This window comes from Shinella sp. BE166, from assembly GCF_051201095.1.
GTDB classification, from domain to species: Bacteria; Pseudomonadota; Alphaproteobacteria; order Rhizobiales; family Rhizobiaceae; genus Shinella; species Shinella lacus.
The window spans coordinates 340,690-364,815 of the sequence record NZ_JBPEHL010000003.1 but is presented as its reverse complement, the minus strand read 5'-3'; the positions used below and the strand labels follow the sequence as shown (position 1 = coordinate 364,815).

At 61.6% G+C, this 24,126-nt stretch carries 21 protein-coding genes; 16 read left to right on the top strand and 5 right to left on the bottom strand.

Going from position 1 to position 24,126, the window contains the following annotated elements; genetic code table 11:
• Positions 1–19: 19 nt before the first annotated feature.
• Both J2Y63_RS09075 and J2Y63_RS09070 read right to left on the bottom strand, forming a co-directional pair.
• Positions 20–1,588 (bottom strand): acyl CoA:acetate/3-ketoacid CoA transferase, encoded by a 1,569-nt coding sequence (locus tag J2Y63_RS09075; protein ID WP_435265800.1) that lies wholly within the window; start codon positions 1,586–1,588, stop codon positions 20–22.
• Between the two features lies 1 nt (position 1,589).
• On the bottom strand, positions 1,590–2,624 hold the full coding sequence (locus J2Y63_RS09070; protein ID WP_435265799.1) for a LacI family DNA-binding transcriptional regulator: 1,035 nt from the start codon (positions 2,622–2,624) through the stop codon (positions 1,590–1,592).
• 159 nt (positions 2,625–2,783) lie between these two features.
• Here J2Y63_RS09070 and J2Y63_RS09065 point away from each other — a divergent pair, with 159 nt between their 5' ends.
• The 5 genes from J2Y63_RS09065 (at position 2,784) to J2Y63_RS09045 (ending at position 8,225) form a co-directional block, all read left to right on the top strand.
• Positions 2,784–3,848 carry a sugar ABC transporter substrate-binding protein gene (locus tag J2Y63_RS09065; protein ID WP_435265798.1) on the top strand — a complete coding sequence of 355 codons (1,065 nt, stop codon included), beginning with the start codon at positions 2,784–2,786 and terminating at the stop codon, positions 3,846–3,848.
• A 36-nt stretch (positions 3,849–3,884) separates the two neighbouring features.
• Complete coding sequence (locus J2Y63_RS09060; RefSeq protein WP_435265797.1) at positions 3,885–5,390, top strand: sugar ABC transporter ATP-binding protein; 1,506 nt, start codon at positions 3,885–3,887, stop codon at positions 5,388–5,390.
• Positions 5,378–6,367: an ABC transporter permease gene (locus J2Y63_RS09055; RefSeq protein ID WP_256116363.1), complete on the top strand. Its 990-nt coding sequence runs from the start codon at positions 5,378–5,380 to the stop codon at positions 6,365–6,367. The genes J2Y63_RS09060 and J2Y63_RS09055 overlap by 13 nt, the downstream gene beginning before the upstream one ends.
• 3 nt (positions 6,368–6,370) lie before the next feature.
• Positions 6,371–7,123 carry an enoyl-CoA hydratase/isomerase family protein gene (locus J2Y63_RS09050; RefSeq protein ID WP_435265796.1) on the top strand — a complete coding sequence of 251 codons (753 nt, stop codon included), beginning with the start codon at positions 6,371–6,373 and terminating at the stop codon, positions 7,121–7,123.
• A gap of 67 nt (positions 7,124–7,190) precedes the next feature.
• The gene (locus J2Y63_RS09045; RefSeq protein WP_435265795.1) at positions 7,191–8,225 is read left to right on the top strand and encodes a zinc-dependent alcohol dehydrogenase; all 1,035 of its coding nucleotides are present in this window, start codon (positions 7,191–7,193) and stop codon (positions 8,223–8,225) included.
• 203 nt (positions 8,226–8,428) lie between these two features.
• Here J2Y63_RS09045 and J2Y63_RS09040 read toward each other — a convergent pair whose 3' ends face one another.
• Positions 8,429–8,692: a hypothetical protein gene (locus J2Y63_RS09040; RefSeq protein ID WP_435265794.1), complete on the bottom strand. Its 264-nt coding sequence runs from the start codon at positions 8,690–8,692 to the stop codon at positions 8,429–8,431.
• Between the two features lie 251 nt (positions 8,693–8,943).
• On the opposite strand from J2Y63_RS09040, the gene J2Y63_RS09035 reads away from it, so the two are divergent.
• Both J2Y63_RS09035 and J2Y63_RS09030 read left to right on the top strand, forming a co-directional pair.
• On the top strand, positions 8,944–9,345 hold the full coding sequence (locus J2Y63_RS09035; RefSeq protein WP_256116367.1) for a hypothetical protein: 402 nt from the start codon (positions 8,944–8,946) through the stop codon (positions 9,343–9,345).
• A gap of 14 nt (positions 9,346–9,359) precedes the next feature.
• Entirely contained in the window at positions 9,360–9,713 is a 354-nt protein-coding gene (locus tag J2Y63_RS09030; protein ID WP_435265793.1) for a nuclear transport factor 2 family protein, read from the top strand.
• An 86-nt stretch (positions 9,714–9,799) separates the two neighbouring features.
• On the opposite strand, the gene J2Y63_RS09025 is transcribed toward J2Y63_RS09030, so the two are convergent.
• Positions 9,800–10,759 carry a sugar phosphate isomerase/epimerase family protein gene (locus tag J2Y63_RS09025; RefSeq protein ID WP_435265792.1) on the bottom strand — a complete coding sequence of 320 codons (960 nt, stop codon included), beginning with the start codon at positions 10,757–10,759 and terminating at the stop codon, positions 9,800–9,802.
• A gap of 11 nt (positions 10,760–10,770) precedes the next feature.
• Entirely contained in the window at positions 10,771–11,784 is a 1,014-nt protein-coding gene (locus J2Y63_RS09020; protein WP_256116371.1) for a Gfo/Idh/MocA family oxidoreductase, read from the bottom strand.
• 351 nt (positions 11,785–12,135) lie between these two features.
• Between J2Y63_RS09020 and J2Y63_RS09015 the strand changes: the two genes are divergently transcribed.
• The 9 genes from J2Y63_RS09015 to J2Y63_RS08975 all read left to right on the top strand — a co-directional run bounded on the left by J2Y63_RS09015 (position 12,136) and on the right by J2Y63_RS08975 (position 24,091).
• Entirely contained in the window at positions 12,136–13,161 is a 1,026-nt protein-coding gene (locus tag J2Y63_RS09015; protein ID WP_435265791.1) for a LacI family DNA-binding transcriptional regulator, read from the top strand.
• A 511-nt stretch (positions 13,162–13,672) separates the two neighbouring features.
• Positions 13,673–14,701, top strand: a complete 1,029-nt coding sequence (locus J2Y63_RS09010; RefSeq protein WP_435265790.1) for a sugar ABC transporter substrate-binding protein — start codon at positions 13,673–13,675, stop codon at positions 14,699–14,701.
• Positions 14,702–14,798: 97 nt separating this feature from the next.
• Positions 14,799–15,755 (top strand): ABC transporter permease, encoded by a 957-nt coding sequence (locus J2Y63_RS09005; RefSeq protein WP_435265789.1) that lies wholly within the window; start codon positions 14,799–14,801, stop codon positions 15,753–15,755.
• A 17-nt stretch (positions 15,756–15,772) separates the two neighbouring features.
• Positions 15,773–16,546, top strand: a complete 774-nt coding sequence (locus J2Y63_RS09000; protein ID WP_256116376.1) for an ATP-binding cassette domain-containing protein — start codon at positions 15,773–15,775, stop codon at positions 16,544–16,546.
• Positions 16,546–17,520, top strand: a complete 975-nt coding sequence (locus J2Y63_RS08995) for an ABC transporter permease (protein WP_435265788.1) — start codon at positions 16,546–16,548, stop codon at positions 17,518–17,520. Before J2Y63_RS09000 ends, J2Y63_RS08995 begins: the two co-directional genes overlap by 1 nt.
• Before the next feature lie 173 nt (positions 17,521–17,693).
• Entirely contained in the window at positions 17,694–18,977 is a 1,284-nt protein-coding gene (locus tag J2Y63_RS08990) for an efflux RND transporter periplasmic adaptor subunit (RefSeq protein WP_435265787.1), read from the top strand.
• A gap of 10 nt (positions 18,978–18,987) precedes the next feature.
• Positions 18,988–20,925 (top strand): MacB family efflux pump subunit, encoded by a 1,938-nt coding sequence (locus tag J2Y63_RS08985; RefSeq protein WP_435265786.1) that lies wholly within the window; start codon positions 18,988–18,990, stop codon positions 20,923–20,925.
• Between the two features lie 68 nt (positions 20,926–20,993).
• The gene (locus J2Y63_RS08980; protein WP_435265785.1) at positions 20,994–22,856 is read left to right on the top strand and encodes a sigma-54-dependent Fis family transcriptional regulator; all 1,863 of its coding nucleotides are present in this window, start codon (positions 20,994–20,996) and stop codon (positions 22,854–22,856) included.
• Positions 22,857–23,017: 161 nt separating this feature from the next.
• Positions 23,018–24,091, top strand: coding sequence for a 2,3-butanediol dehydrogenase (locus tag J2Y63_RS08975; protein WP_435265784.1), 1,074 nt, complete (start codon positions 23,018–23,020; stop codon positions 24,089–24,091).
• Positions 24,092–24,126: the final 35 nt, after the last annotated feature.

The following is a 24,126-nucleotide window of genomic DNA, read 5'->3' as shown; positions in this document are numbered from 1 at the left end:
GCCGAAACACGGTCTCCTATTATGCGGAGACGGAAATTTCTCCGGTATCGTTCAACGATGCGGGTGCGAAATGGGCCTTGTCCATTTCGACCGGGTTGCGCACGATCGGCGCGAAGGCCATGCGGTCGAGAATGTCCGTGCGGATATCGACGCCGGGCGCATGCTCGATCAGTTCCACGCCGCCATCCGTCAGCTTGAAGACCGCGCGTTCGGTGACGTAGTGGACGGTCTGGCCGCGTTTGATCGCTTCGCTGCCGCTGAAGGTGATCCCGGCCACCTGCTCGACCAGCTTGGTGATCTGGCCGTGCCGCTCGATCTTCAATCCACCGTCAGCGAGGCCGATGCTTGCGCCTTTGGCATCAAAGCTGCCGCAGAAGACGACATTCTTCGCGCCTTGCGAGATGTCGATGAAACCGCCGGGGCCGCTGATCTGGCCGCCGAAATGCGAGACGTTGACATTGCCGAACCGGTCCATTTCGGCAAGGCCGAGGAAGGTCTGGTCAAGGCCACCACCGCTGTAGAGATCGAACTGTTCGCTCGCAGACAGGATTGCGACGGGGTTGGCGGCGATGCCGAACAGGTCTCCGGTTAACAGGTCGCCGCCGTGGATCCCCTGTTCGATGGTGAACCAGTAGTGACTGCTTTCGCCTGCCCGCACAATGTGCTCGGCAACACCGGCCGACATGCCAAAGCCGAAATTGATGGTCGCACCCTTGATCAGCTCGACGGCGCCCCGACGCGCCACGATCTGGCGCACAATATCAGCGGTCGCGGGCAGTTCGATGGGCGTCTCATGCGGACCAAGGCCGGCGAGCGCGAGGTCATAGGGGCCGTGATAGGTCTGGGCCTGATCCGGATCGGCGAAGACATAATCGACGAGGTTGCCGGGAATGGACACTTCGCGCGGTCGGAGCCTGCCCTTCGGCACCACCTCCCGAACCTGCGCGATGACGATGCCGCCGCTGTTCTTGGCGGCAAGGGCGATCGAGTAGGAATCGAGATCCGCCGGTTCTTCCGACGCACTGATATTGCCGAGCTCGTCGCTGAAAGTGCCGCGGACAACTGCGACATGAACGGGGAATGGCTTGTAGCGAAGCACTTCCCGACCGTCGATTTCAAAAAGCTCGATGATTTCTTCCGTGGTCCGATCATTGCAGCGGCCGCCGCCAAGACGCGGATCGACGAAAGTGCCAAGGCCGACATGAGTGAAGAGACCCGGCCGCCGGGCGCCGATCTCACGGAAAAGATTGGTGATCGCGCCGCTCGGCAGGCAATAGGCCTCGATCTTGTTTTCCTGGGCGAGGCGGAGCATGCGCGGCGACCAGATCCAGTGGCCTCCGATGACGCGCTTCACCATGCCTTCATAGGCGAAACGGTTGGTGCCTTTCTCGATGCGATCGCCCATGCCGAGTGCGTGGATCAGCGTAAGCTGCGAAGGGCGACCCGTCGAAAGGAACGTCTCCTCGAAGGCGCCGAGAATGGTTTCCGGTTCGAGCAGGCCGCCGCCTGCGCCCGAGATCGCAACCGTTGCGCCCTCGGCGATGGTCTCGATCACTTGCCGCAAGCCGGCTTTATCGACGATCTTCATTCTAATTCTCCGTGCCTGACCGACAGCCGCAAGAGCGTCGGATGCAAAGCGTAGGTTGGAGGACCATGCGCACCTGCCGGCTTTCGGACGGCGTGCGCTGGTCCCGTTCGATGCGGTCGATGAGAAGCTGGAGGGCGCGCTGGCCCATGATCAGCCCCGAGCCATCGACGCTGGTAAGCGGCGAGAGGGAAACCGCGCCGAAAGGCACGGCGTCGAAGCCGACGAGAGCCAATTCGCCCGGGATAGTGCGGTTCATCTCGTCGCATGCCTGCATGATCCCGAAGGCAAGGTTGTCGGTTGCAGCGAAGATTGCGGTCGGTGGGTTTTCCAGCCTCAGAAGTCTGAGACCTGCCTGATGACCGGCCTCGACATCCATGCGATCGAGCGACAGTTCATACGTGACCGGGGGCTCGATGCCTGCCTCGGCAAGGGCGCCCTTCCATCCTTTCAAGCGATCCTGGAACTGGGCAATGCTGAGGGGGCCGCCGACATAGGCGATCGATCTGTGACCGTGCTGCAGGAGGTGATTGACGGCGAGCTTGGCACCCTTGACGCTGTCGACGAGCACCATGTCAACCTCCGCATCCGGAAGATGGCGGCTTGCGAGAACAACGCTGACGCCGTCCTTTGCAAGCGCCGTCACCTCGCGGTCCGCAAGCCTGACTGAGGCGAAGGCGATGCCGTCCACCTGACGCTGACGCATCGCATTGACGATCGTGCTCTCGCGTCTTGGCTCGCCGTCGGTGCTGGCGAGAAGGAGCGTGTATCCGCGGGCAGCGGCCACTTCCTCGGCGCCGCGAATAAGCTCTGCATAAAAGGGGTTGCCGATATTGGCGACGACGAGGCCGATCGTGTGGCTGCGCTTAAGGCTCAGCCCCTGTGCCACCCTGTTCGGCGCATAACCGAGCTCGGACACGGCAGCCGCAATACGCTCTTTGGTTTCCTGCGAGACGTAATGGGTGCCGTTCAGAAATTTCGAAACGGTCGCCTTCGACACGCCCGCCGCCTTTGCGACGTCTGTAATTGTCACTGCCATAGCATCTTGGCCTCCTCGGATTCTGGTACCACAACGGATTTTGAAAGGAAACCGGTTTCTTAAATCACCACTTTTTTGTCTATTGCATCGTTCAATTGCAGGAACTATAGATAGGAAACCGGTTTCCGGTCGATCATCGTTCTTGGAGGAGAAACTTCGATGGCCTACACCAATACGACGTCCCGCCTGCGGGTTTCCGCCATTGCCGCGCTTGCATGCGGCGTGGCGCTGTTCGCATCTCATTCGTTCGCCGCTGACTACACCTATAATTCCGACAAGCCCGAGGCCAAGCAGATCGTCGGCGCCGAGCTGAGCAAGACACTGGGTGCGGCGCCGAAGAAGGAAGGCGTCAAGATCGGCGTCGTCCTGAAGAGCCTCACCAATCAGTATTGGCAGGGCATCGCGAAGGGCGTGGAAGCGGCTGCGAAGGATCTCGGCGTCGAGGTCACCATCCAGGCCGCCAACAGCGAGGCGGACCCGACCCAGCAGCTCACCATCGCCCAGACGATGATCGGCCGCAATTTCGATGCCTACGTGCTTTCGCCGGTGTCCGTCTCAAACCTCACGCCGGCTGTGCGCGAGCTGCAGAGCCGCAACGTGCCGATCGCCAATGCTGACGATGCGCGCATCGCCGCAACGGTCTATATCGGCCCGAACCACGAGCTGAACGGCGTGGTTGCGGCCGATTACATGGCCGAGCACTTGCCGGATGGCGGCGAGGTGGCGCAGATCGAGGGCCAAGCCGGCTCGAGTGCTGCAATTCTGCGCATCAAGGGCTTCAAGGAAGGCATTGCGAAACACGCGAACCTGAAGCTCGTGGCGAGCGTTCCGGGTAACTGGGATGGAACCCAGGCTTATAATGCGACCCAGACGATCCTGCGCAAAAATCCCGACATCAAAGCGATCTACGCCAATAACGACACGATGGCCGTTGGCGTCGCCAAGGCGGTCACCGACATGGGTCTGACCGGCAAGATCATCGTCATTGGCACGGACGGCATTCCTGCCGCGCTTGACGGCATCAAGAACGGGACGATCACCGCAACGGTCACGCCGCTTCCCTACTACCAGGGCTATTGGTCGGTGGAATCGCTTGTTCGCCTGCTCGGTGGCCAGCAGGTCCCGGACTGGATCGTTGCGCCCGCGCAGCTCATTACCAAGGACAACATGACCGAGTTCTTCGACGACAAGTATGAGGTGAAGGAAGGTCTCTACAACAAGTAGGCGCGGCCTCACGCTCAATCTGGTCCGGAGTGCATCATGTCCGCATCCACCGCAAAGCCGCTTCTGAGCCTCAAGGGAATCTCGAAGAGCTTCCCGGGCGTCAAGGCACTGCAAAACGTCCATCTCGATCTCTATCCGGGTGAAATTCATGCCCTGATGGGGGAGAACGGAGCTGGCAAGTCGACGCTCCTGAAGGTGATGTTCGGTGCTTATTCCGCGGATGAAGGTGCGTTCGAACTCTCGGGCGAGCCGGTCTCGATTCGAGGCCCCGTAGATGCCCTGCACAAGGGCATCTCGATGGTCCACCAGGAACTGAGCCTCGTGCCGCAACTGTCGGCTATCCAGAATATCGTCCTCGGCCGGGAGAAGTCGGTTGCCGGGTTCATAGACTGGTCGGCGGCGCGGCGCGAGGCACTTGCCGCACTCGCGCGGCTGGACTTCCAGGGTAACCCGCATGTCCCCGTATCGCGCCTCAGCGTGGGCCAACAGCAGACGGTCGAGTTGGCGAGGGCCATTGCGGCGAATGCCAAGATCATCATTCTTGACGAGCCGACAGCGAGCCTGAGCACGAAGGAATCGGAGAAGCTCTTCAGCATCCTGCGCGAGCTGCGGGCAGACGGGCACGCGCTCGTCTATGTCTCGCACCGCCTGGCGGAAGTGTTCGACCTTGCGGACCGGGCGACGGTGCTGCGGGATGGCCAATATGTTGGAACACTCCTGCGTGGCCCGGATCTCAACGAGACATCCCTCGTCAAGATGATGGTGGGTCGATCACTCGAAGATTTCGCAATCCAGCATGAAGCGACGCTCGGCGCCGTGGCGCTGAAGGTCGATGGCCTGGCGCGCAACGGCGTTTTTCAGAACGTCAGCTTCGAGGTGCGCCGCGGCGAAATCGTCGGCATGGCCGGTATGGTCGGCGCCGGGCGAACGGAAGTCGCACGCTGCATCGCCGGTGCCGATCGTATCGATGCGGGATCGGTCTCCGTCAACGGCAAGGCTCTCTCTCTTTCATCGCCGAGCGATGCGGTGCGTGCGGGCATCGCGTTCCTCACCGAGGATCGCAAGCATCAGGGGCTCGCCTTGCGCATGTCACTTGCCAAGAACGCGACGCTGACCCGCGTACCCACCCGCATGGGGTTCATCAACCGCACGAAACAGGCGGCTGACGCGAAAAGCGCGCTCGCGTCGGTCGGTGCGCGAATGCCGACGACGCGGCTTGCGGGCCAACTCAGCGGCGGAAATCAGCAGAAGGTCGTGCTCGCGAAATGGCTTCTGAGCGGATGCGACATCTTCATCTTCGACGAACCGACGCGCGGCATCGACGTCGGCGCAAAGGCCGAAATCTACGCGCTCATGCGCGATCTCGCCGATAAGGGCGCGGCTATCCTGATGATCTCGTCGGATCTTCCCGAGGTCCTTCGGATGAGCGACCGCGTCCTCGTCATGCGCGAAGGCACGCTGTCCGGTGAAGTCGCGCGCGCTGAAGCAACGGAAGAGCGGATCATCGCATTCGCGAGTGGAGGAAATACATGGCAAAGCTAGAAGCGGCCAATGCGTCACCTGGAGCAGCTGCGACCGAGAAGTGGTCGGTCCGTCGGCTGTTCAGCGAATGGCGCGAGCTCGGGATCATCGCCGCTCTGATCATGACCGTGCTGGTCTTCACGGCGATCGATCCCGAATTCCTGAGCAGCTACAACCTGGTCAATATCGTGCTTCAGGCATCGGTAACGGCCATCCTCGCCATGGCTGTCACCTTCGTCATCATCACCGGTGGCATTGATCTGTCGATCGGTACGGCGCTGGCACTCTCTGCCGTCGTCAGCGGCCTGTTGATGTCACAGGGCTATCCCTTGCCCGTCGTCGTGCTCGGCACGCTTGCGACGGGCGCGCTTGCGGGCCTCTTTAATGGCACCATCATCACGCTCAGCGGCATCACGCCCTTCGTCGTGACCCTGGGTTCGATGAGCATCTTCTCGGGACTTGCGCTGATCGTCTCCGGCGGCCAGACCGTTTATGGCATACCGCCCGAGTTCAGCGACCTGCTCGCCGGGAAGATCGGACCGATACCGACGCCGATCGTTATCGCCTTTGTGGTCCTTGTCGTCTCCTCCGTCGTCATGCGGATGACGAAGCTCGGAGAGTATCTGATCGCACTCGGCGGTGCCCGCGAAGTTGCGCGCCTTGCCGGCATCAAGGTAGGCTTCTACACCGCAATCGCCTATGTCATCTCAAGCTCGCTCGCCGCCGTCGGCGCTATGGTGACGGTGGGGCGCCTCGGCGCTGCCGATCCGGCGCTCGGCGCGGACCTTCTCCTGCCCGCGATCGCCGCGGCCGTCATGGGCGGTGCCGATCTCAACGGTGGGGAGGGCAGCATGCTTGGCGCTGTCATCGGCGCTCTCCTGATCGCCACGTTGCAGGCGGGCCTAACCTTCCTGAACGTACAAGCCTTCTACCAGCAGGTCGCAATCGGCGTTGTCATCATCCTCGCACTGCTGTCCAATCGGCTGCAGAAAGCTTGAACCGTGTCCAATCTCAAGATTGAAACTGACCCGCGTGGCTGCCGGACCCTCTGGCTCGACCGTCCGGCGAAAAGAAACGCACTCGACGAGGCTCTGCTTTCGGACCTGCTCGACGCGGCGATTGACACACGGATGACGCCCGACCTTCGGCTCGTGGTTCTTCGGTCCACGTCGCCCCTTTTTTGCGCGGGCGCGGACCTGAACGACTGGGCGGACATAACGCCTGCAAAGGCGCAACGCCTGTCCCTGCTCGGCGCAAAGGCATTTCAGGAGCTGGCGGACCTGCCAGTTCCGGTCGTCGTGGTGGTGGAAGGTGCCGCGCTCGGCGGTGGCTTCGAGCTGGCGTTGGCGGGCGATATCCGCATTGCGACGACGCAGGCGCGGTTCGGTTTCCCCGAAGCCCGTCTCGGTAACACGCCGGCCTGGGGCGGCGTGCCGCGCCTTACCAAGCTTTGCGGTGTGGGGACTATCCTTGATGTGCTTCTCACTGGCGATCCGATCAACGCGGAGCGCGCCGAACGTCTTGGGATCGTGCAGCGACTGTGTGCGCCGGACGATCTGGATAGGACGCTGATGGGTCTGATCGACAGCCTTCTGTCGTGCGATACCACCACGCAAGGTTACATCAAGGCAATGTTCGGCAATCCCAGCGTGCTGATCGCGGCCAAGGAGGCCGCGTTGGCCGGCTTTACCGCAACGCGCGAGGAGGCGAGCGCCCGCAAGCAGGCATTCCTGGATAGCCGCCGCAAGGCATAGGGCGCCGACTGAAGTCGCCAGCGGCGCCCATAGAAGGTTGGCGGCGCCACGGAAAAGAGGAGTTTCCATGTTGCCGAAAACGATGACCGCCGCTGTGCTGGTCCGTCCGGGAGCCTTCGAGATACAGATGGTGCCGATGCCGCAGATTGGCCCCGGTGACGTGCTGATCAAGGTGGCGCGAGTAGGGGTCTGTGGCACCGACATCCATATTTACCGTGGACACTACGCGGCCGGCTGGTTGCCGCTCATCCCCGGCCACGAGTTTTCCGGAACGGTCGCGGCAGTTGGCGATGGCGTCATAGCGGTCGATGTCGGCATGCGGGTGATCGCGGATATCAATATCGGTTGCGGTCACTGTTTCTACTGCCGCAAGAACGAGGTGATGAGTTGCTCGGAGGTGAAGCAGCTAGGCATCCACATTAACGGCGCCTTCGCGGAATATGTGAAGGTCCCACAGCGCCTCGTCATTCCGATTCCCGATGACATGCCGTTCGATGTCGCAGCTCTGGCCGAACCGCTGGGCTGCACGGTACGCGCCGCGAAAAAGAGCGCGATCCGGTTCGGTGAGAGCGTGCTCGTCATCGGCGCCGGGCCGGTCGGCAATTTTCATATCCAGCTTGCGCGCGCAATCGGGGCGGCGCCGATCATAGCCGCCGACCTCAATCCCGAGCGGTTGCGTTTGGCGAAGGAATGCGGCGCGGATGTTGTCGTTTCCGATATGAGCACGCTCGATTCCGCTGTGCGGGCGGTGACCGGTGGGCGCGGCGCCGATGTCGTCATCGAAAGCGTCGGCCTGCCTGCGCTTTACGAAAGGGCATTTGATCTCGTCCGGCCGGGCGGGCGAATCGCCGCCTTCGGTCTCGGGGGCGAGGATGCGGTGGTCCGGTTCGCACCGCAGAAGATGGTGCTGAAAGAGACCGGGATACGAGGCTCCGTGGCGGCCATGGGCGACGACATGCACGACGCCCTGACCCTCCTGCGTTTCAAACGCATAGACGTGCGGCCCTTCCTGCAGGAGACCCGCACCCTTTCCGAAGTGCAGGACGCGATCGAAGCCTTTGCCGCAGATCCCGGCATCCTGAAGATGCAGATCATCGTATGAAAGCTTGGCGTAGTGCTTGCTGAGCGCCCCGAGACCATAAAAGGAAGTCTTTTTCAGAGAGCATCCGACGAATTGCCTGCCTACACCGGCAAATGAGGTGAATCATCGAAACACTGTCTCGCGCTTCCGTCATCTCTGTGCGGCGACCTTGCGGGTTGGGATCGGCAGCTTATCGATGGCCCTGCCAAAAAGGAGATCGGTCGTCATACTGCGGTTTGCCTGACGCCATAAGGCTCAGATGCCGAGTATTTCACCGTTACGCCGCGTTGTCGGAAATAGGCCTGCATCAGCTTCCTGCCAGAACGGTTGTTGTGCGCGAGCCTAGCCGGGTCGAATGTCGCTTCTTTTAAACCTGCCCGCGTCAACGCTGCCTTGAGGGTCGCGATATGCACATCAATGTCGGCATTGTCAGCCTGAAGCGATTCATAGATGCGGTTTGTTGCATCTTCCACGGTCGGTTCGCTCACTACTACACTCCTGCTATTGTTTGACTGCGATTACCACATTTTTCCGATCGGCCCAATTCTGATAAAAAATGCCGACATCATGTTTTCACAGAATGTCTGGGGTCGGGCTGCCGCAAAGCGGGGGCAGGTCCATTTTCAGAGCGCAGAAGTTGGCGAACTCGGAACATAAGACTAAATCGTTGGCGGCAAAGGCGGTATGGCCTCTGCTCGTTCTCACGGCTGCACTGCAGGTATATGTAGGTCTGTCGTCCGTGGCCTACGTCTTCATGGGGGTGGCGAACCCGGCCTCTGGGCTTGGTGGATGGACAACTGCCGCCATGGGTGGGCTTCAGTCTCTCGCCGCCGTCGCGGCGTTCGTCTTGGCCGCTCGACGCGATCTTCGCGGCACTACCCTTGCAGTTGCCGGCAGCATAGTGCTGGGCTGGCTTTCGACGTTGCCGTCCGTCGTTGAGCAAGGGCTCGACTTTCATGGCGACGATAGAGTCACCCCGGTTTACTTCGTCGTATCGCCCCTTTTTGCAATCGCTGCGGCAACGCTTGCATGGCGCAACGTTTATCCGATCGCGGCCGCCCTCTTCGTGAGCGCGATGACCTTCGTCGGCATTTTGATCGTTGCCGCCTTCGCAATCATCATCGCGATGTACGGCTTCTAAGGCACTGGTCCTGGATGCGAGACGTCGTTGTTCCAGCGCCGCGATGCCTCTACGCCGACGATTATATCCAGCACAATCCGAACATTCCTCAGGGCAGGGACGTGTTGCAGCGCCTCGTTGAGACCCTCTCACCTTCCGTCCACTACGAACCGGGATTGATCATCGCCGAAGGCGACTTGGTCGCTATCCACGGCCGTATCCGGAGCTGGGCGGACGAGCCCCAGATTGTGGTTGATATCTTCCGGGTCGAGGGTAGCAAGCTCGTCGAACACTGGGACGTGTTGCAGAACGAAGTGCCGGTAACCGCTGGCGTTGCCGGCCTTGCGATGTTCGATCCCGAAGAAAGTGCCAGCCGCGCTGGACAATAACCTGTTGCGTTTTTCCACGCCTCCTACATCCGCGGCGACGCTCTAATTTCGTCGTCCGCGGAACTTCGCTTTCGATGGCATGGCCGTCAAATCGCTTGCAGTTTGAAATCGCTTGCGGCGACGGGCATGACGGTCTTCAGCAGTACCACCGATTTCTCCAGCCCTTCGAAACTGTTGAGCAGTACGTCTTCGTGCTCGATCGAAAGCCAGCCGTCGTAGCCTGCCATCTGCAAGCGGTAACAAAATTGCCGCCACCAGGCTTCGCCGTGGCCGAAACCGAGTGTGACGTAGGACCAGCTTCGAGCCGGAACGTTCATCAGGGAACCATTTTCCAGAAGCGAGGTCGTCGCCTGAACCGGCGCATTCAGCATCGTGTCCTTGGCGTGCACATGGAAGATGGCATCTCCGAGCGCTTCGGCCGCCATCAGCGGATCAGCGCCCATCCAGAAAAGGTGCGAGGGGTCGAGATTGGCGCCGACGACTGGACCGATGGCGGCCCGCAGCTTCAAAAGCGAGGGGACGTTGTAAACATATTGATTGCCATGCAATTCCAGCGCGATGCGCTCGACGCCGCCTTCCTTTGCGAGATCGGCGATCTCCGCCCAGAATGGCAGAAGCTTCTCTTCCCACTGGTAGCGCAATACTTCCTGTGTTTCCGGCGGCCAGGACGAGACGACCCAGTTAGGCATGAGATCGCCTTCGCGCCCGGCGGGCAGGCCGGACATGGTGCAGACGGTCTTAATGCCCATTTCTCCGGCAAGCCGGATCGTATCCTTGAGACACTCGCCCTGCTTAGGCTGGGTCGGGTGCAGTGGATTGCCGTTGGCGTTGAGTGCAATGATCTCCAGGCTACGCTCCTCGAAGGCTCTGGTGAAGCGCCGACGCGCATCGGCGCTGCCTTTCATCGCCTCGAGATCGAAATGTGGGGCCGTGGACCAGCCGCCGGTGTTCACCTCGACGCCGGAGACACCGAGTTGTGCGGCACTGTCGAGGAGGGCATCGAAAGACAAGCCGCCAAGGCTGTCGGAGACGAAACCGAGCTTCATTATCGAATTCCTTATCGTGCGTTGTAGAGAGGGGGCCTGACCATTGGGTCGAGGCTGACGCGCTTGCCCGTCCGCAGTGCCTCGACGCCTGCTTCTGCGACGAGAGTGGCGCAGTAGCCATCCCAACTGTCGGAGGCGATTGGGGGAAACGTGCCAGTTCGGACGAAATTCACAAAGGCCTTGTTCTGCAGCCGGTAGGCTTCCGCAAAGCGCGGCCGCCAGTCGGATGGATAGTGCTCGAAAGCCATGAGATGGGCGTTGCGGCGCGTGTGGACAGGGGCGTTGAGCAGGATCGAGCCCCTTTCGCCCACCAATTCGCCGCGCACGTCGTAGCCATAGGCAGCGTTGTTGTTGACCTCGATGTTGACGATGTGGCCCCGATCGGTTTCGAGAACCATGAAGACCGGAGCGCCGGTCTTCGATGCATCCACTCCGCTCGGCTGGAAGACGGATATCGCGGTGTAATCGGCGTCGAGGATGAAGCGTGCGACATCGAATTCGTGCGGGGCCGAGTTTGTGATTGCCATCTGGCCGGTGAAGTTTGCGGGCGCTTCGACATTCCTGTGGGTGTTGTGCATCATGATCGCCTGGCCGAGCGATCCATCCGCGAGCGCGGCCTTCATATCGCGATAGGACGGGTCGAAACGGCGCATGAAGCCGAGCTGGACAAACCGGCGACCGCGCGCGACTTCCGCGTCGATGACCGCGCGGCATTCTCCGGAATTCTGCGACAGGGGTTTTTCGCAGAGCACGGGTTTGCCCACCTCGATTGCGGCAAGCGACAAGGGCGCGTGGGTTTGGTCCGGGCTGGCGATGATCACGGCGTCGATGTCTTCGCGCCGGATCGTCTGAAGTGGGTCGGTGGAGATGTCGGCTGCGCCGCAATCCTCGGCTATCGCACGGGCGCGCGTTTGGGATGCGTCGCAGACGACCTGCAACACGGCTCCGGGCAAATCCTCAGACACGATCCGTGCATGGTCGGCACCCATGATGCCTGCACCGATAATTGCAATTCTGACCGACATTCCATGTTCCTTGTTTTCGAAGCGCGATGGGCACAACGACGGGTCGCTATGAGCGAGTTCCTATTGCGACAATTCAAGTTTGAAGCCTCGCGGCGGGCCCTGAGCTGGAGCAAGGCACTCGTCGATGAGAAGCAATGCCAGCTTCGAGCGTGAGGATTTTCTTCAATTGATCGGTTGGATTATCTGGATTGAAATGCCATCATTCAACGAAAGCGAAGGACAAATTTCGATGTCTTTCACATCAAATATATCGCACCGCACAAATCCAGACCGACGTCGTCGTCCTCTTGGTAACACGCGGTCACTCAGTCGATTCCATGATTTAAATCGCATCAGACTGTGAGAGGAAAAATGCCAAAACCGGCAAAGCCTGGAACATGGAAAGGGCCATCGGTCCAAGCGATCGCGAAGATTGCGGCTGTGGGCTCCGCGACGGTCGACCGAGTGCTCAACAACCGTAGCGGTGTGCGGGAGAAGACCCGTGCACGGGTTCTCGCGGCGCTTGAAAAACTCCGCCATGAGAGCGCCGACAGCGGCGTTCCGGTCCTCATTCGCCTGTTCTGTGAATCGGGTGAAACATTCAATGCGGCCATGGCGGCGGCGGTGTCGGAGGTGAACCGCACGCAGGCCGGCATCGACATACAAGGCGTTTACGTAACAACAAGCGACGCCGAACCGCTCGCCTTCGCGCGGCGGATCGAGCAGGAAGGCGGAGAGGGGGACGGCGTCGTCGTCATTGGCCGGGAGCATCCGGCAACGAACCGGGCCATTCGAAAGCTCCGGACGATCGGCCGGCCGGTGGTCTGCCTTACAACCGATCTGCCGAGTTCACGACGAAGCACTTATGTCGGGAACGATCAGTATGCCGCCGGCAGTGTTGCGGCACTCTTGATCGGCAATGCGCTGCCGAAGGAAAACAGCAGCATTCTGGTTGTCATGAGCGTACCGTTTCGCTGTCAGCAGGAGCGGGAGATGGGCTTTCGGCGCGTTCTGCGGTCCGATTTTCCGTACCTGAAGATCGAGGAACGCATGATCTCGGACGAAAGGCCCGAGAGCACATGCGAACAGCTAACGCGATACTTCGAGACGAATGGGCATCCCGCGGCAATTTACAATGTCGCTGGCGCCAATCGCGGCATTGCCAAGGCGCTGGAAAATGCGGGCAAGGCGAATGAGACAGTGTTCGTCGGTCATGAATTGTCCATCCATTCCCGCGCGCTTCTGGAGTCCGGAGTGATGGATTATGTCATTTCGCATGATTTCGCGGCCGAACTCGCCTCGGCAGCAAGATGGATAAAAAGCAATTTGAATGGCGTGACCAGTGAGCCAAGCTATTCGCAGGTTCTCGTCCACACGCGATACAATTGCGGCCCGTAGCGCCTTCTGTGGGCATCGATGTAGTACCGGCCAAGGTAACCTTGCTGCCCATCGGCGACGGGGGAATATCCGTTCGTTTCGTCGATGATGCCCTACTTGAAGCTCAAAAGCTGCAAAGGAACGATGTAGTTTACATCATTCTTATTTCTCCTTTCAGAATAAATGAAATATTTTCAATATGTTATGTGAAGTATGCTCTCCACGCCAATTTGATGAAGAGAAAATCAGAATTCACCCCATGAAAACCTTGTGAACCTTCATCTTCATCAATGAAAATACGTCCAAGCGATCTGGTTGCTAGGTCGCCCCAGATAGTCACGAACGCCCACCGCAACGCCGACTTCGGTCCGAATCTGGAATAAATATTGACTATCTGAATTTTGTGCAATAAATGTTGCGTCGAGGAGTTCAGCAGGCAGCGTGGAGGTTGCCTGTGATGCCGTCTGAAAACGACTGAGCCAGGCGCTCGCATCGAAGACTCCGTTGCTTCAAATCAAGGAGGAGGAACCTTATGAAAATTGGAAAGAGCATCCTGTACTCTGCGCTTTTGACGTCTGCTGCGCTTGGCATCGCCCACGCCCAGGATGCCGAAAAGCAGTATCGCTTCGTCATGGTATCTCATATCGGTTCTAACGATCCGAACATGAATTGGCTGACGACATCCTTGAAGGAGTTCGAAGCGAAGTATCCGGACGTGAAGACCGAATACATCTCCACGAACAACTATTCCGTTCAGGAGCATGTCCGTCTGCTCGAACAAGCGATCGCAACCCAGCCGGATGGCATTGCGGTGCCGATCGTCAGTTCCGATGCCTTTGAAGGCCCGCTGCGCAAGGCGATCGAAGCCGGCATCCCGGTCGTCGCCTTCAACATTCCTGACGGTCGTCCGGACGGCGAGCGCATTCCCTATCTGACCTATGTCGGCGGCGACGAGTTCCTGACGGGCAAGAAGCTCGGCGAATATGCACTTACGAAGGTCGAGGCCGGGGAGATCCCGAAGCCCACGCATGTCGTCTGCGCAAGCCATGACTCGGCACATCAGGGCCTCAAGGCGCGCTGCGCGGGCATGAAAGAGGTGATGGAGAAGGCGGGCGCCAAGTTCGACGAACTCTTCATCGGCGCGGAGCCAGCAACGGCGCGCAACACGCTGCAGTCGTTCCTGCAGGCCAATCCGGACACCAACTATATCTTCACGGTTGCCGGCTGGTCGTCTCCCTGGGCCTGGGGTGTGGCGAACGAAATGAAGCTCGATCCGGACGTCGATGACAAGGGCGTCGCCGTCCTGACCGTCGATGAAGGTCCTGTGTCGATCGAAGGCGTGCGTGCGGGCCATATTCTCGCGACGAACAGCCAGGGCTTTTGGTTGCAGGGCTATGCTCCCATGGAGTGGCTCTATTGGAACAAGAAGTTCGGATACGCGCCCCGGCAAAGCATTCTGACGGGTCCGCTTGTAATCAACAAGGATAATGCGGATCAGTGGGCCACGCAGGTCCGCGGCGTGTTCGGCGACAAGGCCTACGACGAACAGAACACCTGGTAACCGGTACCCTCCCGGGCGAGGGCGGCTGGCCTTTCGACAGGCTGGCTGCCCTCATTTGCGCATCCCGCGGCGCATATCAACGAGCAGGACCAGAACCATGAAATACCTTGTCCGCAGCCAGGGTTTTGGCGCGACGGTTGGCGTCATCGCCATGCTGGCCGTTTTCACAGTGATCGATTTTTCTGGCTGGTGGACGGTGCAGACGCTGTCCAACGTCACGCAGTTTACGGCGATCCTCGCCTTGGTGGCATTGGGTCAGGCCCTCGTGATCATGACGAAGGAAATCGATCTGTCCGTCGGTTCGATCTATGGGCTGACGGGCGTTGCATTCATAACGCTGGAGCCCTCTTTGGGCGTGCCGGGCTCTTTGGTCGTGGCTCTGGGCATTGCGGCGGCTGCAGGGTTTCTCCAGGGAACCGCTGTCGTCAAGGGTGAACTCCCGTCGATGATCGTCACGCTTGGCGGCCTGTTCGCGGCGCGCGGCATCATCTATGTCTGGACAGGCGGCTCCGTCCACAATTTCTCTCCCGATGCCCGTACCCACGCCCTGACCCGACTCTTGGGCGGAGAACTCTTCGGCATTGCAGCGGCAATATACTGGGTGGGCATCATTTCCGTCTTGTTGTCCATCATGCTCTGGGGCACCCGCTTCGGGAACCGGCTTCTGGCGACCGGCGGCAGTCGGGAAAGCGCTGAATCACGCGGCGTCCGCACCGACCGCGTCAAGACGGCAGCCTTTGTCCTTTGCTCGCTGCTTGCGGGCTTCGCCGGCATCCTGACGCTGTGCAACCAGCCGCAAACCCACGTGACGCTCGGCGAGAACATGGAACTCGAGGCCATCTCGGCAGCGGTAATCGGCGGGTGCCTGCTGACCGGCGGGCGGGGATCGATCCTCGGTGTCATCCTCGGCGCCTTGATCGTCGTCAGCTTCCGCTACGAGTTGATCGCGCTCGGCGCGCCATCGTCCTGGTACATCACATTCGTCGGCGCCGTTCTCATCGTGGCGGTTATTTTCAATCAGAAGCTTGCCCGCTTTATCGGGCACAGCGTTTGACGCGGGAGGACGCTCAAATGACCCAACAACCTCTCATCCAGGTGAAAAACCTCGACCTCTATTTCGGTGCCTTCCACGCGCTGAAAAACGTCTCGGTCGATTTCAACGCGGGCGAACTGATCGGCCTGGTCGGCGACAACGGTGCCGGCAAGACCACACTGATCCGCGTTCTGTGCGGCATCCACCCCCCGACAAAAGGGGAGGTGTTCTTCGATGGCAAGAAGGTGGAAAAATTCCATCCGAAGCTCGCCATCGATCAGGGTATCGAGACCATTCAGCAGTCCGTTGGCCTCTGCGACAACCTTTCGATCGCGCGCAACTTCTATCTCGGCCGGGAGCCGGTCAAACGGATCCTCGGCATACCATTCCTCGATTTCGCGAAGATGCGCGAGAAATCGAGCCGCGTTATCCGGCAATTCGGCCTTCGCGAGAATGTCTCGGCAGACGACGAGGTGGAACGGCTGTCGGGTGGAGAGCGTCAATCGGTCAAGATCGGCCGGGCCGTCGAGTTCAAGAATCGCGTCGTGATCATGGACGAGCCGACCAACCACCTGTCGGTTCGCGAACGCGAGCATGTCAATGAACTGGCGGTGCAATTGAAGGAGCAGGGCTTGCTCGTTATCTACATCACGCACGACATCTTTCAGGTGCACAAGCTCGCCGATCGCATTGTTATCATGGAAAACGGCGAAAAGGTCGCCGATGCGTCGACGGACAGCATATCGGCGGAGGCGCTCGAAGACGTCATCCGCCAGGGCGGCCGTCTTGTCGAGAAGCAGGAGGCGGTCTGATGGCGCTGTCCGCGGCAAAGCCCCTCATTCGCCGTCACACGGAAATCGGCATCTTCCTGATCGGCGCCATCCTGATTGTCATTTTCGCTTCGACCTCTGAGGGGCGTTGGGCAAACCTCTATAATATCGGAACGATCATGCAGGTGACCGCGACGCTCGGCTTGATGAGCCTAGGTGTTGCCATCGTGATCGGGACCGGCGAAATCGACATTTCGGTCGGCTCGACCTTCGGCATGGGTGCGCTCGCTCATCTCTGGCTCGCCGTCCGCGTTGATCCCGTATTTGCCGCTTTGGCCGCCATCGTCGTGGGCGCGGCGATCGGTTACGTGAACGGCTGGCTAGTAACGAGGACCAAAACGCCTTCGCTGATCATCACGCTTGGCACGCTGATGATTTTCCGCGGCATCGCCATCGCGTTGACGGACGGCTTTTCCTTTTCCATTCCCTATGCTGCGCGCAACGGTTGGACCTACTTCCTTCTCGGTGGTGGTGACTTTCTCGGCTTCAACACTGCCCTGTTCTGGTTGATTGCCGCCTTTGCCGTGCTCATCGTCGTCCTGAAGGCCATGCCATTCGGCAACCGGCTGCTGGCCGTTGGTGGCTCAGCCGACAGCGCGCATTCGCGCGGTGTGCGTGTCGATCGGATCAAGCTCTCCGCATTCGTCATCTGCGGCACGCTCGCCGCCTTTGCCGGTGCGCTTGAGGCTGGAAAGCTCGGGTTTGCGGATGGTTCCATGGGGCGCCTGATGGAATTGCAAGCCATCGCTTCCTGTGTTCTGGGCGGTTGCTTGTTGGCCGGCGGCCGGATTTCACTGATCGGAGCGCTGATGGGCGCTTTCGTCCTGTCCTCCATTCAATCTTATCTGGTCGTCACAGGCGTTCAGCCGCAATGGTTCATCCTCATTCTCGGCCTCATCGTCGTCGCGGCCGCCTATGGAGACAAGTCACTGCGAAATTGGGCGATCCGGAAATAGCGAATATTTGCCTTAGCCAAGGCTCGGCGGCGGACCCTAAGGAGGACTTGTAGGTCTGCTCCGGCGAACATTACGAAAATATAATGATCACAAGGGCTTCTCCTTTGGCGGTTACGGTGCCACCTTTGTTTTAAAGGGACGGCAGAGGCGTGGCCTCGACCTATGGGAAGCCGATGACCAAGACCGCACGACCGCAAAAGGACGACAAGCCTGCCGATGAGGCGGGCCGGACCAATGTGACCTTCATGCCCGGCGCGACCCCGCCCGCCCGGCGCAAGCGGCGCTCGCGCGCCTGGATTTGGCTGCCGGTGATCGCCGTGCTTGCCGGCGCCGGCTATTATGCTTGGACCCGCTATGCGCCGGCCGAGACGACGACCGCGGTCATCACGCAGGCCGTCGTGCGCGGTGATGTCGAGAATGCGGTGACGGCGGTCGGCACGCTGGAGGCGGTCAAGTCCGTCGATGCGGGCGCGCAGGTCTCCGGCCAGCTAAAGGTTCTGCATGTCGAGATCGGCGACACGGTCACGAAGGATCAGCTCGTCGCCGAGATCGACCCCGCGACCATCGAGAACCGCATCGAGATCAACCGCGCCGAACTTGCCAATCTCCAGGCGCAGCTTCAATCGCGCAAGGCGCAGCTCGTCTTCAAGCAGGCCAACATCACCCGCCAGCGCAACCTCATCGCCGGGAATGCCGTGGCCCAGCAGGCGCTCGACCAGGCCGTGGCCGATCTTGCGGCCGCGGAAGCCGATGTCAACGCTATCGACGCGCAGATCCGCAAGCAGCAGGCGACGCTGGCCGGCGACGAGGTCGATCTCGGCTATACCAAGATCTTCGCGCCCATGGCCGGGACAATCGTCGCCAATCCGGTCAAGGAAGGCCAGACGCTGAACGCCAGCCAGACCGCGCCGACCATCGTCACCATCGCCGATCTCTCGACCATGACGGTGCGTGCCGAAGTCTCCGAGGCCGATGTCAGCCGCCTGAAAGTGGGCATGGAGGCCTATTTCACCCTGCTCGGTCAGCCGGGAAAACGTTTCGCCGGCAAACTCCGCCAGATCCAGCCCTCGCCGACCGTCGAGAACAATGTCGTGCTCTACAACGCGCTGTTCGACGTGCCGAACCCGGAGGGCGAGCTGATGATCTCGATGAGCGCGCAGGTGTTCTTCGTGCAGGCGGCCGCGCGCGATGTGCTCGTCGTGCCGAGCGGTGCCATCAGCCTGAAGCGGAACGAGGCGGGCGGCAAGCCGGAAACCGAGGTGACGGTCGTCGCCGCATCCGGCGCCACCGAGGTCCGCAAGGTCGAGACCGGCATCCGCAACCGCGTCAGCGTCGAGGTGAAGAGCGGGCTTGAAGAGGGCGACCGCGTCGTCATCGGCGCAGGCTCCGACAGCGGGCGCCCGGCCGGCGGCAACCGGGGGCAGCGCCGCGGCATGCGCATGCCGCCAATGTTCTGAGGGCGATGCCATGACCGCACTCCTCTCGCTCCGGGACGTCACCAAAACCTTCTTCAACGACGGTTTCGCCGTGGAAGTCCTGCACGGCGTCACCCTCGACATCGAGGCCGGGGAATTCGTCGCGATCATCGGCCAGTCCGGTTCCGGCAAGTCGACGCTGATGAACATTCTCGGCTGTCTCGACCAGCCGACCTCCGGAGAATATCGCATCGACGGCGAGCCCGTGTCGGATTTCGAGACGGACGAGCTCGCGGCGCTGCGCCGCCGCACCTTCGGCTTCGTCTTCCAGAGCTACAACCTCATCCCGACCGCGAGTGCGCGCGAAAATGTCGAGGTGCCGGCGATCTATGCCGGCATTTCGGCACGCGACCGGCAGGAGCGGGCGGAAGGATTGCTCCAATCGCTGCGCCTCGGCGACCGCCTCGACCACCGGCCGAACCAGCTTTCCGGCGGCCAGCAGCAGCGCGTCTCCATCGCCCGCGCGCTGATGAACGGCGGCCGCGTCATACTCGCCGACGAGCCGACCGGCGCGCTCGACAGCCAGAGCGGCGAGGAGGTGATGGCGCTGCTGCGCAAGATGCACCAGGACGGCCACACGATCATCCTGATCACCCACTCGCGCGAAGTGGCTGAAGCCGCCGACCGGCTGATCGAGATCCGCGACGGCCGCATCGTCTCCGACCGCGCCCGTAAACCGCGGCCGTCCTCCGACGCCGCCGCGGGCCTGCATGCGGCGGTGAAAGAGGGTTCCGCGGCGATCGCCGATATTTCCGAGGCGATCAAGATGGCGCTGCGGGCGCTGCACGCCAACCTGTTCCGCACGGTGCTTACCCTGCTCGGCATCGTCATCGGCGTCGGCTCCGTGGTGGCGATGCTGGCGATCGGCACAGGCGCGCAGAATTCCGTGCTCGACCGCATCTCCTCGATGGGCTCGGACCTGCTGCTGGTGCGTCCCAACATGGCGAATTTCCGGGGAACCGGCCAGCCAGTGACGCTCATCCCGTCCGATGCCGACGCGATCCTCACCGTGCCCAACGTCAGCTTTGCGGTGCCGGAAATGACGAGTTTAGTGACGCTGCGTTCCGGCAATATCGACTACCAGACCACGGCCAACGGCACGGTGCCGGACTTCCCGCGCGCCAAAAGCTGGTCGGTCGCCTCCGGCGAATTTATCAATGCCGACGACATGGACACATATGCGCCCGTCGCCGTGCTCGGCCAGACGGTGGCGAAGACGCTGTTTCCCGATGGCGGAAATCCGCTCGGCCAATATGTGCTGGTCAACAAGATCCCCTTCCAGGTGATCGGCGTGATGAGCGAGATGGGCGCGAGTGCGGGCGGCAACGACCAGGACGACGTGATCCTCGTGCCGCTGTCGACCGGCAGCATGCGGCTCTTCGGCCAGCGCAACGTGCGCACCATAACTGTGCAGGTGGAGGATGCGGCTGCGATCGACCAGACGCAGGAGGCCGTGCAGGCGCTGCTCAACGAGCGCCACAAGGCCGAGGATACGCAGATCACCAACATGTCCTCGGTGCGCGAGGCCTTTACCGAGACCTCGAACACGATGAAGCTTTTCCTCGGCTCGGTCGCCGCGATTTCGCTGCTGGTCGGCGGCATTGGGGTGATGAACATCATGCTGGTGAGCGTGCGCGAGCGCACCCGCGAGATCGGCGTGCGCATGGCGACGGGGGCGCGGCGGCGCGATATCCTGCTGCAGTTCCTCATCGAGGCGTTGGTTGTCTCGGCGATCGGCGGGGCCATCGGCGTCGTGCTGGGGCTGTCGGTCGGCGGGCTGGCGCAGGTCTTCGGCATGCCGGTGAGCTTCACGATCGGCCCGGTCGCGCTCGCCTTCGCCTGCTCGTTCCTGACCGGGCTGATCTTCGGCTACCTGCCCGCCCGCAACGCCTCGCACCTGCAACCGGCCGTGGCGCTCGGCGCGGATTGAGTGGCCCAGACTAGATGGATTGTCGTCAAGCGCCTCCTGTGCGACCATGCGCGCGGGAGGATGGATGCATGGTGTCGACGCTGTCGCACATTCGCGAGATCGAACGCGTCGCAATGGGCGCGGTCAGCCCGCGCGATGCGCCCGTCGTTCAGTCCTGGCTGCGCTGCCTGCACGATTACAAGCTCGACCCGACCGTTGCGCAGGAAGCCTATATCGTTCCGGAAGTGAAGCTGCGCGAGCATCGCGAGCAGGCGGAAGAGCTGATCCGCATCGGCCGTTCCGGCCTCGAAACCCTGTTCAACCAGATCGCCGAGCAGAACTATGTGCTGCTGCTCTCGGATGCGCGCGGCGTCACCGTCGATTTCATGGGCGACCCGACCTTCGACAACCAGTTGCGCCGGGCAGGGCTCTATCTCGGTTCGGAATGGTCGGAAAACCGCGCTGGCACCTGCGCCGTCGGCGCCTGCATCGTCTCGGGCGAGCCCGTGATCATCCACCAGGACGATCATTTCGACACCAGCCATATCGGATTGACCTGTACCGCGGCCCCGGTCTTCGATACGCTGGGCGCCCTCACGGCCGTGCTCGACATATCGCAGCTCCGCTCGCCGACTGCCAAGGCGAGCCAGCAACTGGCGCTGCATCTCGTCGCCTCCACCACGCGGCGCATCGAGCTTGCCAACCTCATGACGCGCACCCGCAACGACTGGGTGCTGCGCCTTGCCCGCTCGCCCGAATTCCTCGATGTCGATCCGGATGCGGCCATCGCGCTCGACGGCAGCGGCCGCATCACCGGCATGACCCATGGCGGTTTCGGCGCGCTCGCCCGCTCGATGAACATGCACGGCGTCGCAACGCGCGACTTTCTCGGCCAGCCCATTTCCGAAGTTTTTGACATGGATGTCGACGACCTGTCGCGTTTCATGCGCGGGCGGCCGAACGTCGAGCGGCTGCTGCGCGCCCGCAACGGCCTCGTGCTGTTCGCCAGCGCCATCGCCCCTGCGGTCAGCATCCGCGCGCCGGCCGTGCCGGAGCCACGCCTGCCGCGGGCGTTGCGCGACTTGAGCAACGGCGATACCGCGATGGAAAGGGTGCAGGCGCGTGCTGCAAAACTCGCGGCGCGCGATATCCCCATCCTCATCCAGGGCGAAACCGGCAGCGGCAAGGAGTTCCTGGCCCGCGCGATCCATGACAGCTGCGACAATCCCGGCAATTTCGTCGCGGTCAATTGCGCGGCGATCCCCGAGCATCTCATCGAATCCGAACTCTTCGGCTACGCGCCCGGCGCCTTCACCGGCGCCAGCCAGAAGGGCAAGCGCGGCCTCATCGAGGAGGCGAGCGGCGGCACCCTGTTCCTCGACGAGATCGGCGACATGCCGCTTGCCCTGCAAAGCCGGCTGCTGCGCGTGCTCTCTGAAAACGAGGTGCAGCCGGTCGGCGCGCTGAAGGCGCGGGCGGTGCGCCTGCGGGTGCTCTCCGCCTCGCACCGTGATCTCGCCGAACTGGTGAAGGAAGGCCGCTTCCGGCAGGACCTCTATTATCGCCTGAATGCCGCGACGCTGACCCTGCCGTCGCTGCGCGACCGTCAGGATCTCGGCTGGCTGCTCGACCAGCTGCTTCGCCGCATCGAGAAGGAAAACGGCCAGACCTACCGCATCGACAAGGCGGCGCGCGCCGCCCTGCTGTCGCATGACTGGCCGGGCAATCTGCGCGAGCTTTCCAATGCGCTGCGCGTGGCGGCGGCCCTTGCGGAGGGCGATCTTATCGACCTCGATTGCCTGCCGGAGCATCTCTTTGCCGAACCGGCCGCACAGGATGACGACGAACTGCGCCGGGCACTCAGCGATTGCGGCAACAACGTTTCCGCACTTGCCCGCAAACTCGGCGTCAACCGCTCCACCATCCACCGCCGCCTGAAGCGCCTCAACTGACGCAACAGCCGCAACACCTGTTGCGCGCAACCTGTTGCATCGGCTTTGCCTGCCAAGCCGCCTGTTTCGTAAATCATTGAAAATGCGGAAAGAACGAGCCGCTTGCCGTTCTGGCACGCCGCTTGCTGACCTCCTGTGCAAGAATAACAGGAGGAAAACCAATGAAGGCTCTGCGCTTTCACGCCGCCAAGGATCTGCGCATCGAGGAGGTCGATACGCCGCCCACGCCCGGTCCGGGCGAGGTGCTGGTCGAAAACAGGTTCTGCGGCATCTGCGGCACGGACCTGCACGAATATGCCTATGGCCCGATCTTTGTGCCGAAGGAGCCGCATCCCTTCACGGGCGCGCATGGGCCGCAGATTCTCGGCCATGAATTCGGCGGCGTCGTCAAGGCGGTGGGCGAGGGTGTCAGCCATGTGAAGGTTGGAGACCGGGTGTCAATCCAGCCGCTGATCATGCCGCGCAGCGGCGATTATTATGCCGATCGCGGCCTGTTTCACCTGAGCGGCAATCTCGCGCTCGCCGGTCTCTCCTGGCATTCCGGCGGCATGGCGCAGGCGGCCCTTCTCAACGACTACAACGTCCAGCCCATTCCTGACGCGCTTTCCGACCAGGAGGCAGCCCTGATCGAGCCGACGGCGGTCGCCGTCTATGCTTGCGATCGCGGCGGGGTAACGGCCGGCAACAGCGTGCTCGTCACCGGTGCCGGGCCGATCGGCATTCTCGTCGCCATGGCCGCGCGCGCCGCCGGTGCCTCGCAGCTCTTCCTTTCCGACCTCAACGATACCCGGCTGGCGCTGGCACGGGAGGCGCTCGGCGAGGTGCGCACGATCAACCCGAAGACGGAGAAGGTCGGCGATGTCATTCGCGCCGAGACGGAGGGCGGCGTTGGCTGTGACATCGCCATCGAATGCGTCGGCAACGAACATGCGTTGAAGAACTGCGCGGATGCGGTGCGCAAGCAGGGCGTCGTCGTGCAGACCGGGCTCCACCCCGGCGAAAACCCGCTGAACTGGTTCGACGTCACCTTCAAGGACATCGATATCCGCGGCTCCTGGGCCTATCCGACCCACTATTGGCCCCGCGTCGCCCGCCTCATCGCCAGCGGCCAGATCCCGGCGAGCCGGATCGTCACCAAATATGTCTCGCTCAGCGAGGCCGTCACGGAAGGGTTCGACCAGTTGCTCGACCCCGCCGGCAAACACCTGAAAATCCTGATCGACCTGTCCCGATAGGCGATCCGTCTTGCGGGGCGGTTGAGGAGCCGTCC

Excerpts from the sequence above, each read along its gene's own strand:
- J2Y63_RS09075 (WP_435265800.1), bottom strand. The coding sequence starts at position 1,588 with ATGAAGATCGTCGATAAAGCCGGCTTGCGGCAAGTGATCGAGACCATC.
- J2Y63_RS09070 (WP_435265799.1), bottom strand. The coding sequence starts at position 2,624 with ATGGCAGTGACAATTACAGACGTCGCAAAGGCGGCGGGCGTGTCGAAG.
- J2Y63_RS09065 (WP_435265798.1), top strand. The coding sequence starts at position 2,784 with ATGGCCTACACCAATACGACGTCCCGCCTGCGGGTTTCCGCCATTGCC.
- J2Y63_RS09060 (WP_435265797.1), top strand. The coding sequence starts at position 3,885 with ATGTCCGCATCCACCGCAAAGCCGCTTCTGAGCCTCAAGGGAATCTCG.
- J2Y63_RS09055 (WP_256116363.1), top strand. The coding sequence starts at position 5,378 with ATGGCAAAGCTAGAAGCGGCCAATGCGTCACCTGGAGCAGCTGCGACC.
- J2Y63_RS09045 (WP_435265795.1), top strand. The coding sequence starts at position 7,191 with ATGTTGCCGAAAACGATGACCGCCGCTGTGCTGGTCCGTCCGGGAGCC.
- J2Y63_RS09030 (WP_435265793.1), top strand. The coding sequence starts at position 9,360 with ATGCGAGACGTCGTTGTTCCAGCGCCGCGATGCCTCTACGCCGACGAT.
- J2Y63_RS09025 (WP_435265792.1), bottom strand. The coding sequence starts at position 10,759 with ATGAAGCTCGGTTTCGTCTCCGACAGCCTTGGCGGCTTGTCTTTCGAT.
- J2Y63_RS09020 (WP_256116371.1), bottom strand. The coding sequence starts at position 11,784 with ATGTCGGTCAGAATTGCAATTATCGGTGCAGGCATCATGGGTGCCGAC.
- J2Y63_RS09015 (WP_435265791.1), top strand. The coding sequence starts at position 12,136 with ATGCCAAAACCGGCAAAGCCTGGAACATGGAAAGGGCCATCGGTCCAA.
- J2Y63_RS09010 (WP_435265790.1), top strand. The coding sequence starts at position 13,673 with ATGAAAATTGGAAAGAGCATCCTGTACTCTGCGCTTTTGACGTCTGCT.
- J2Y63_RS09005 (WP_435265789.1), top strand. The coding sequence starts at position 14,799 with ATGAAATACCTTGTCCGCAGCCAGGGTTTTGGCGCGACGGTTGGCGTC.
- J2Y63_RS09000 (WP_256116376.1), top strand. The coding sequence starts at position 15,773 with ATGACCCAACAACCTCTCATCCAGGTGAAAAACCTCGACCTCTATTTC.
- J2Y63_RS08995 (WP_435265788.1), top strand. The coding sequence starts at position 16,546 with ATGGCGCTGTCCGCGGCAAAGCCCCTCATTCGCCGTCACACGGAAATC.
- J2Y63_RS08990 (WP_435265787.1), top strand. The coding sequence starts at position 17,694 with ATGACCAAGACCGCACGACCGCAAAAGGACGACAAGCCTGCCGATGAG.
- J2Y63_RS08985 (WP_435265786.1), top strand. The coding sequence starts at position 18,988 with ATGACCGCACTCCTCTCGCTCCGGGACGTCACCAAAACCTTCTTCAAC.
- J2Y63_RS08980 (WP_435265785.1), top strand. The coding sequence starts at position 20,994 with ATGGTGTCGACGCTGTCGCACATTCGCGAGATCGAACGCGTCGCAATG.
- J2Y63_RS08975 (WP_435265784.1), top strand. The coding sequence starts at position 23,018 with ATGAAGGCTCTGCGCTTTCACGCCGCCAAGGATCTGCGCATCGAGGAG.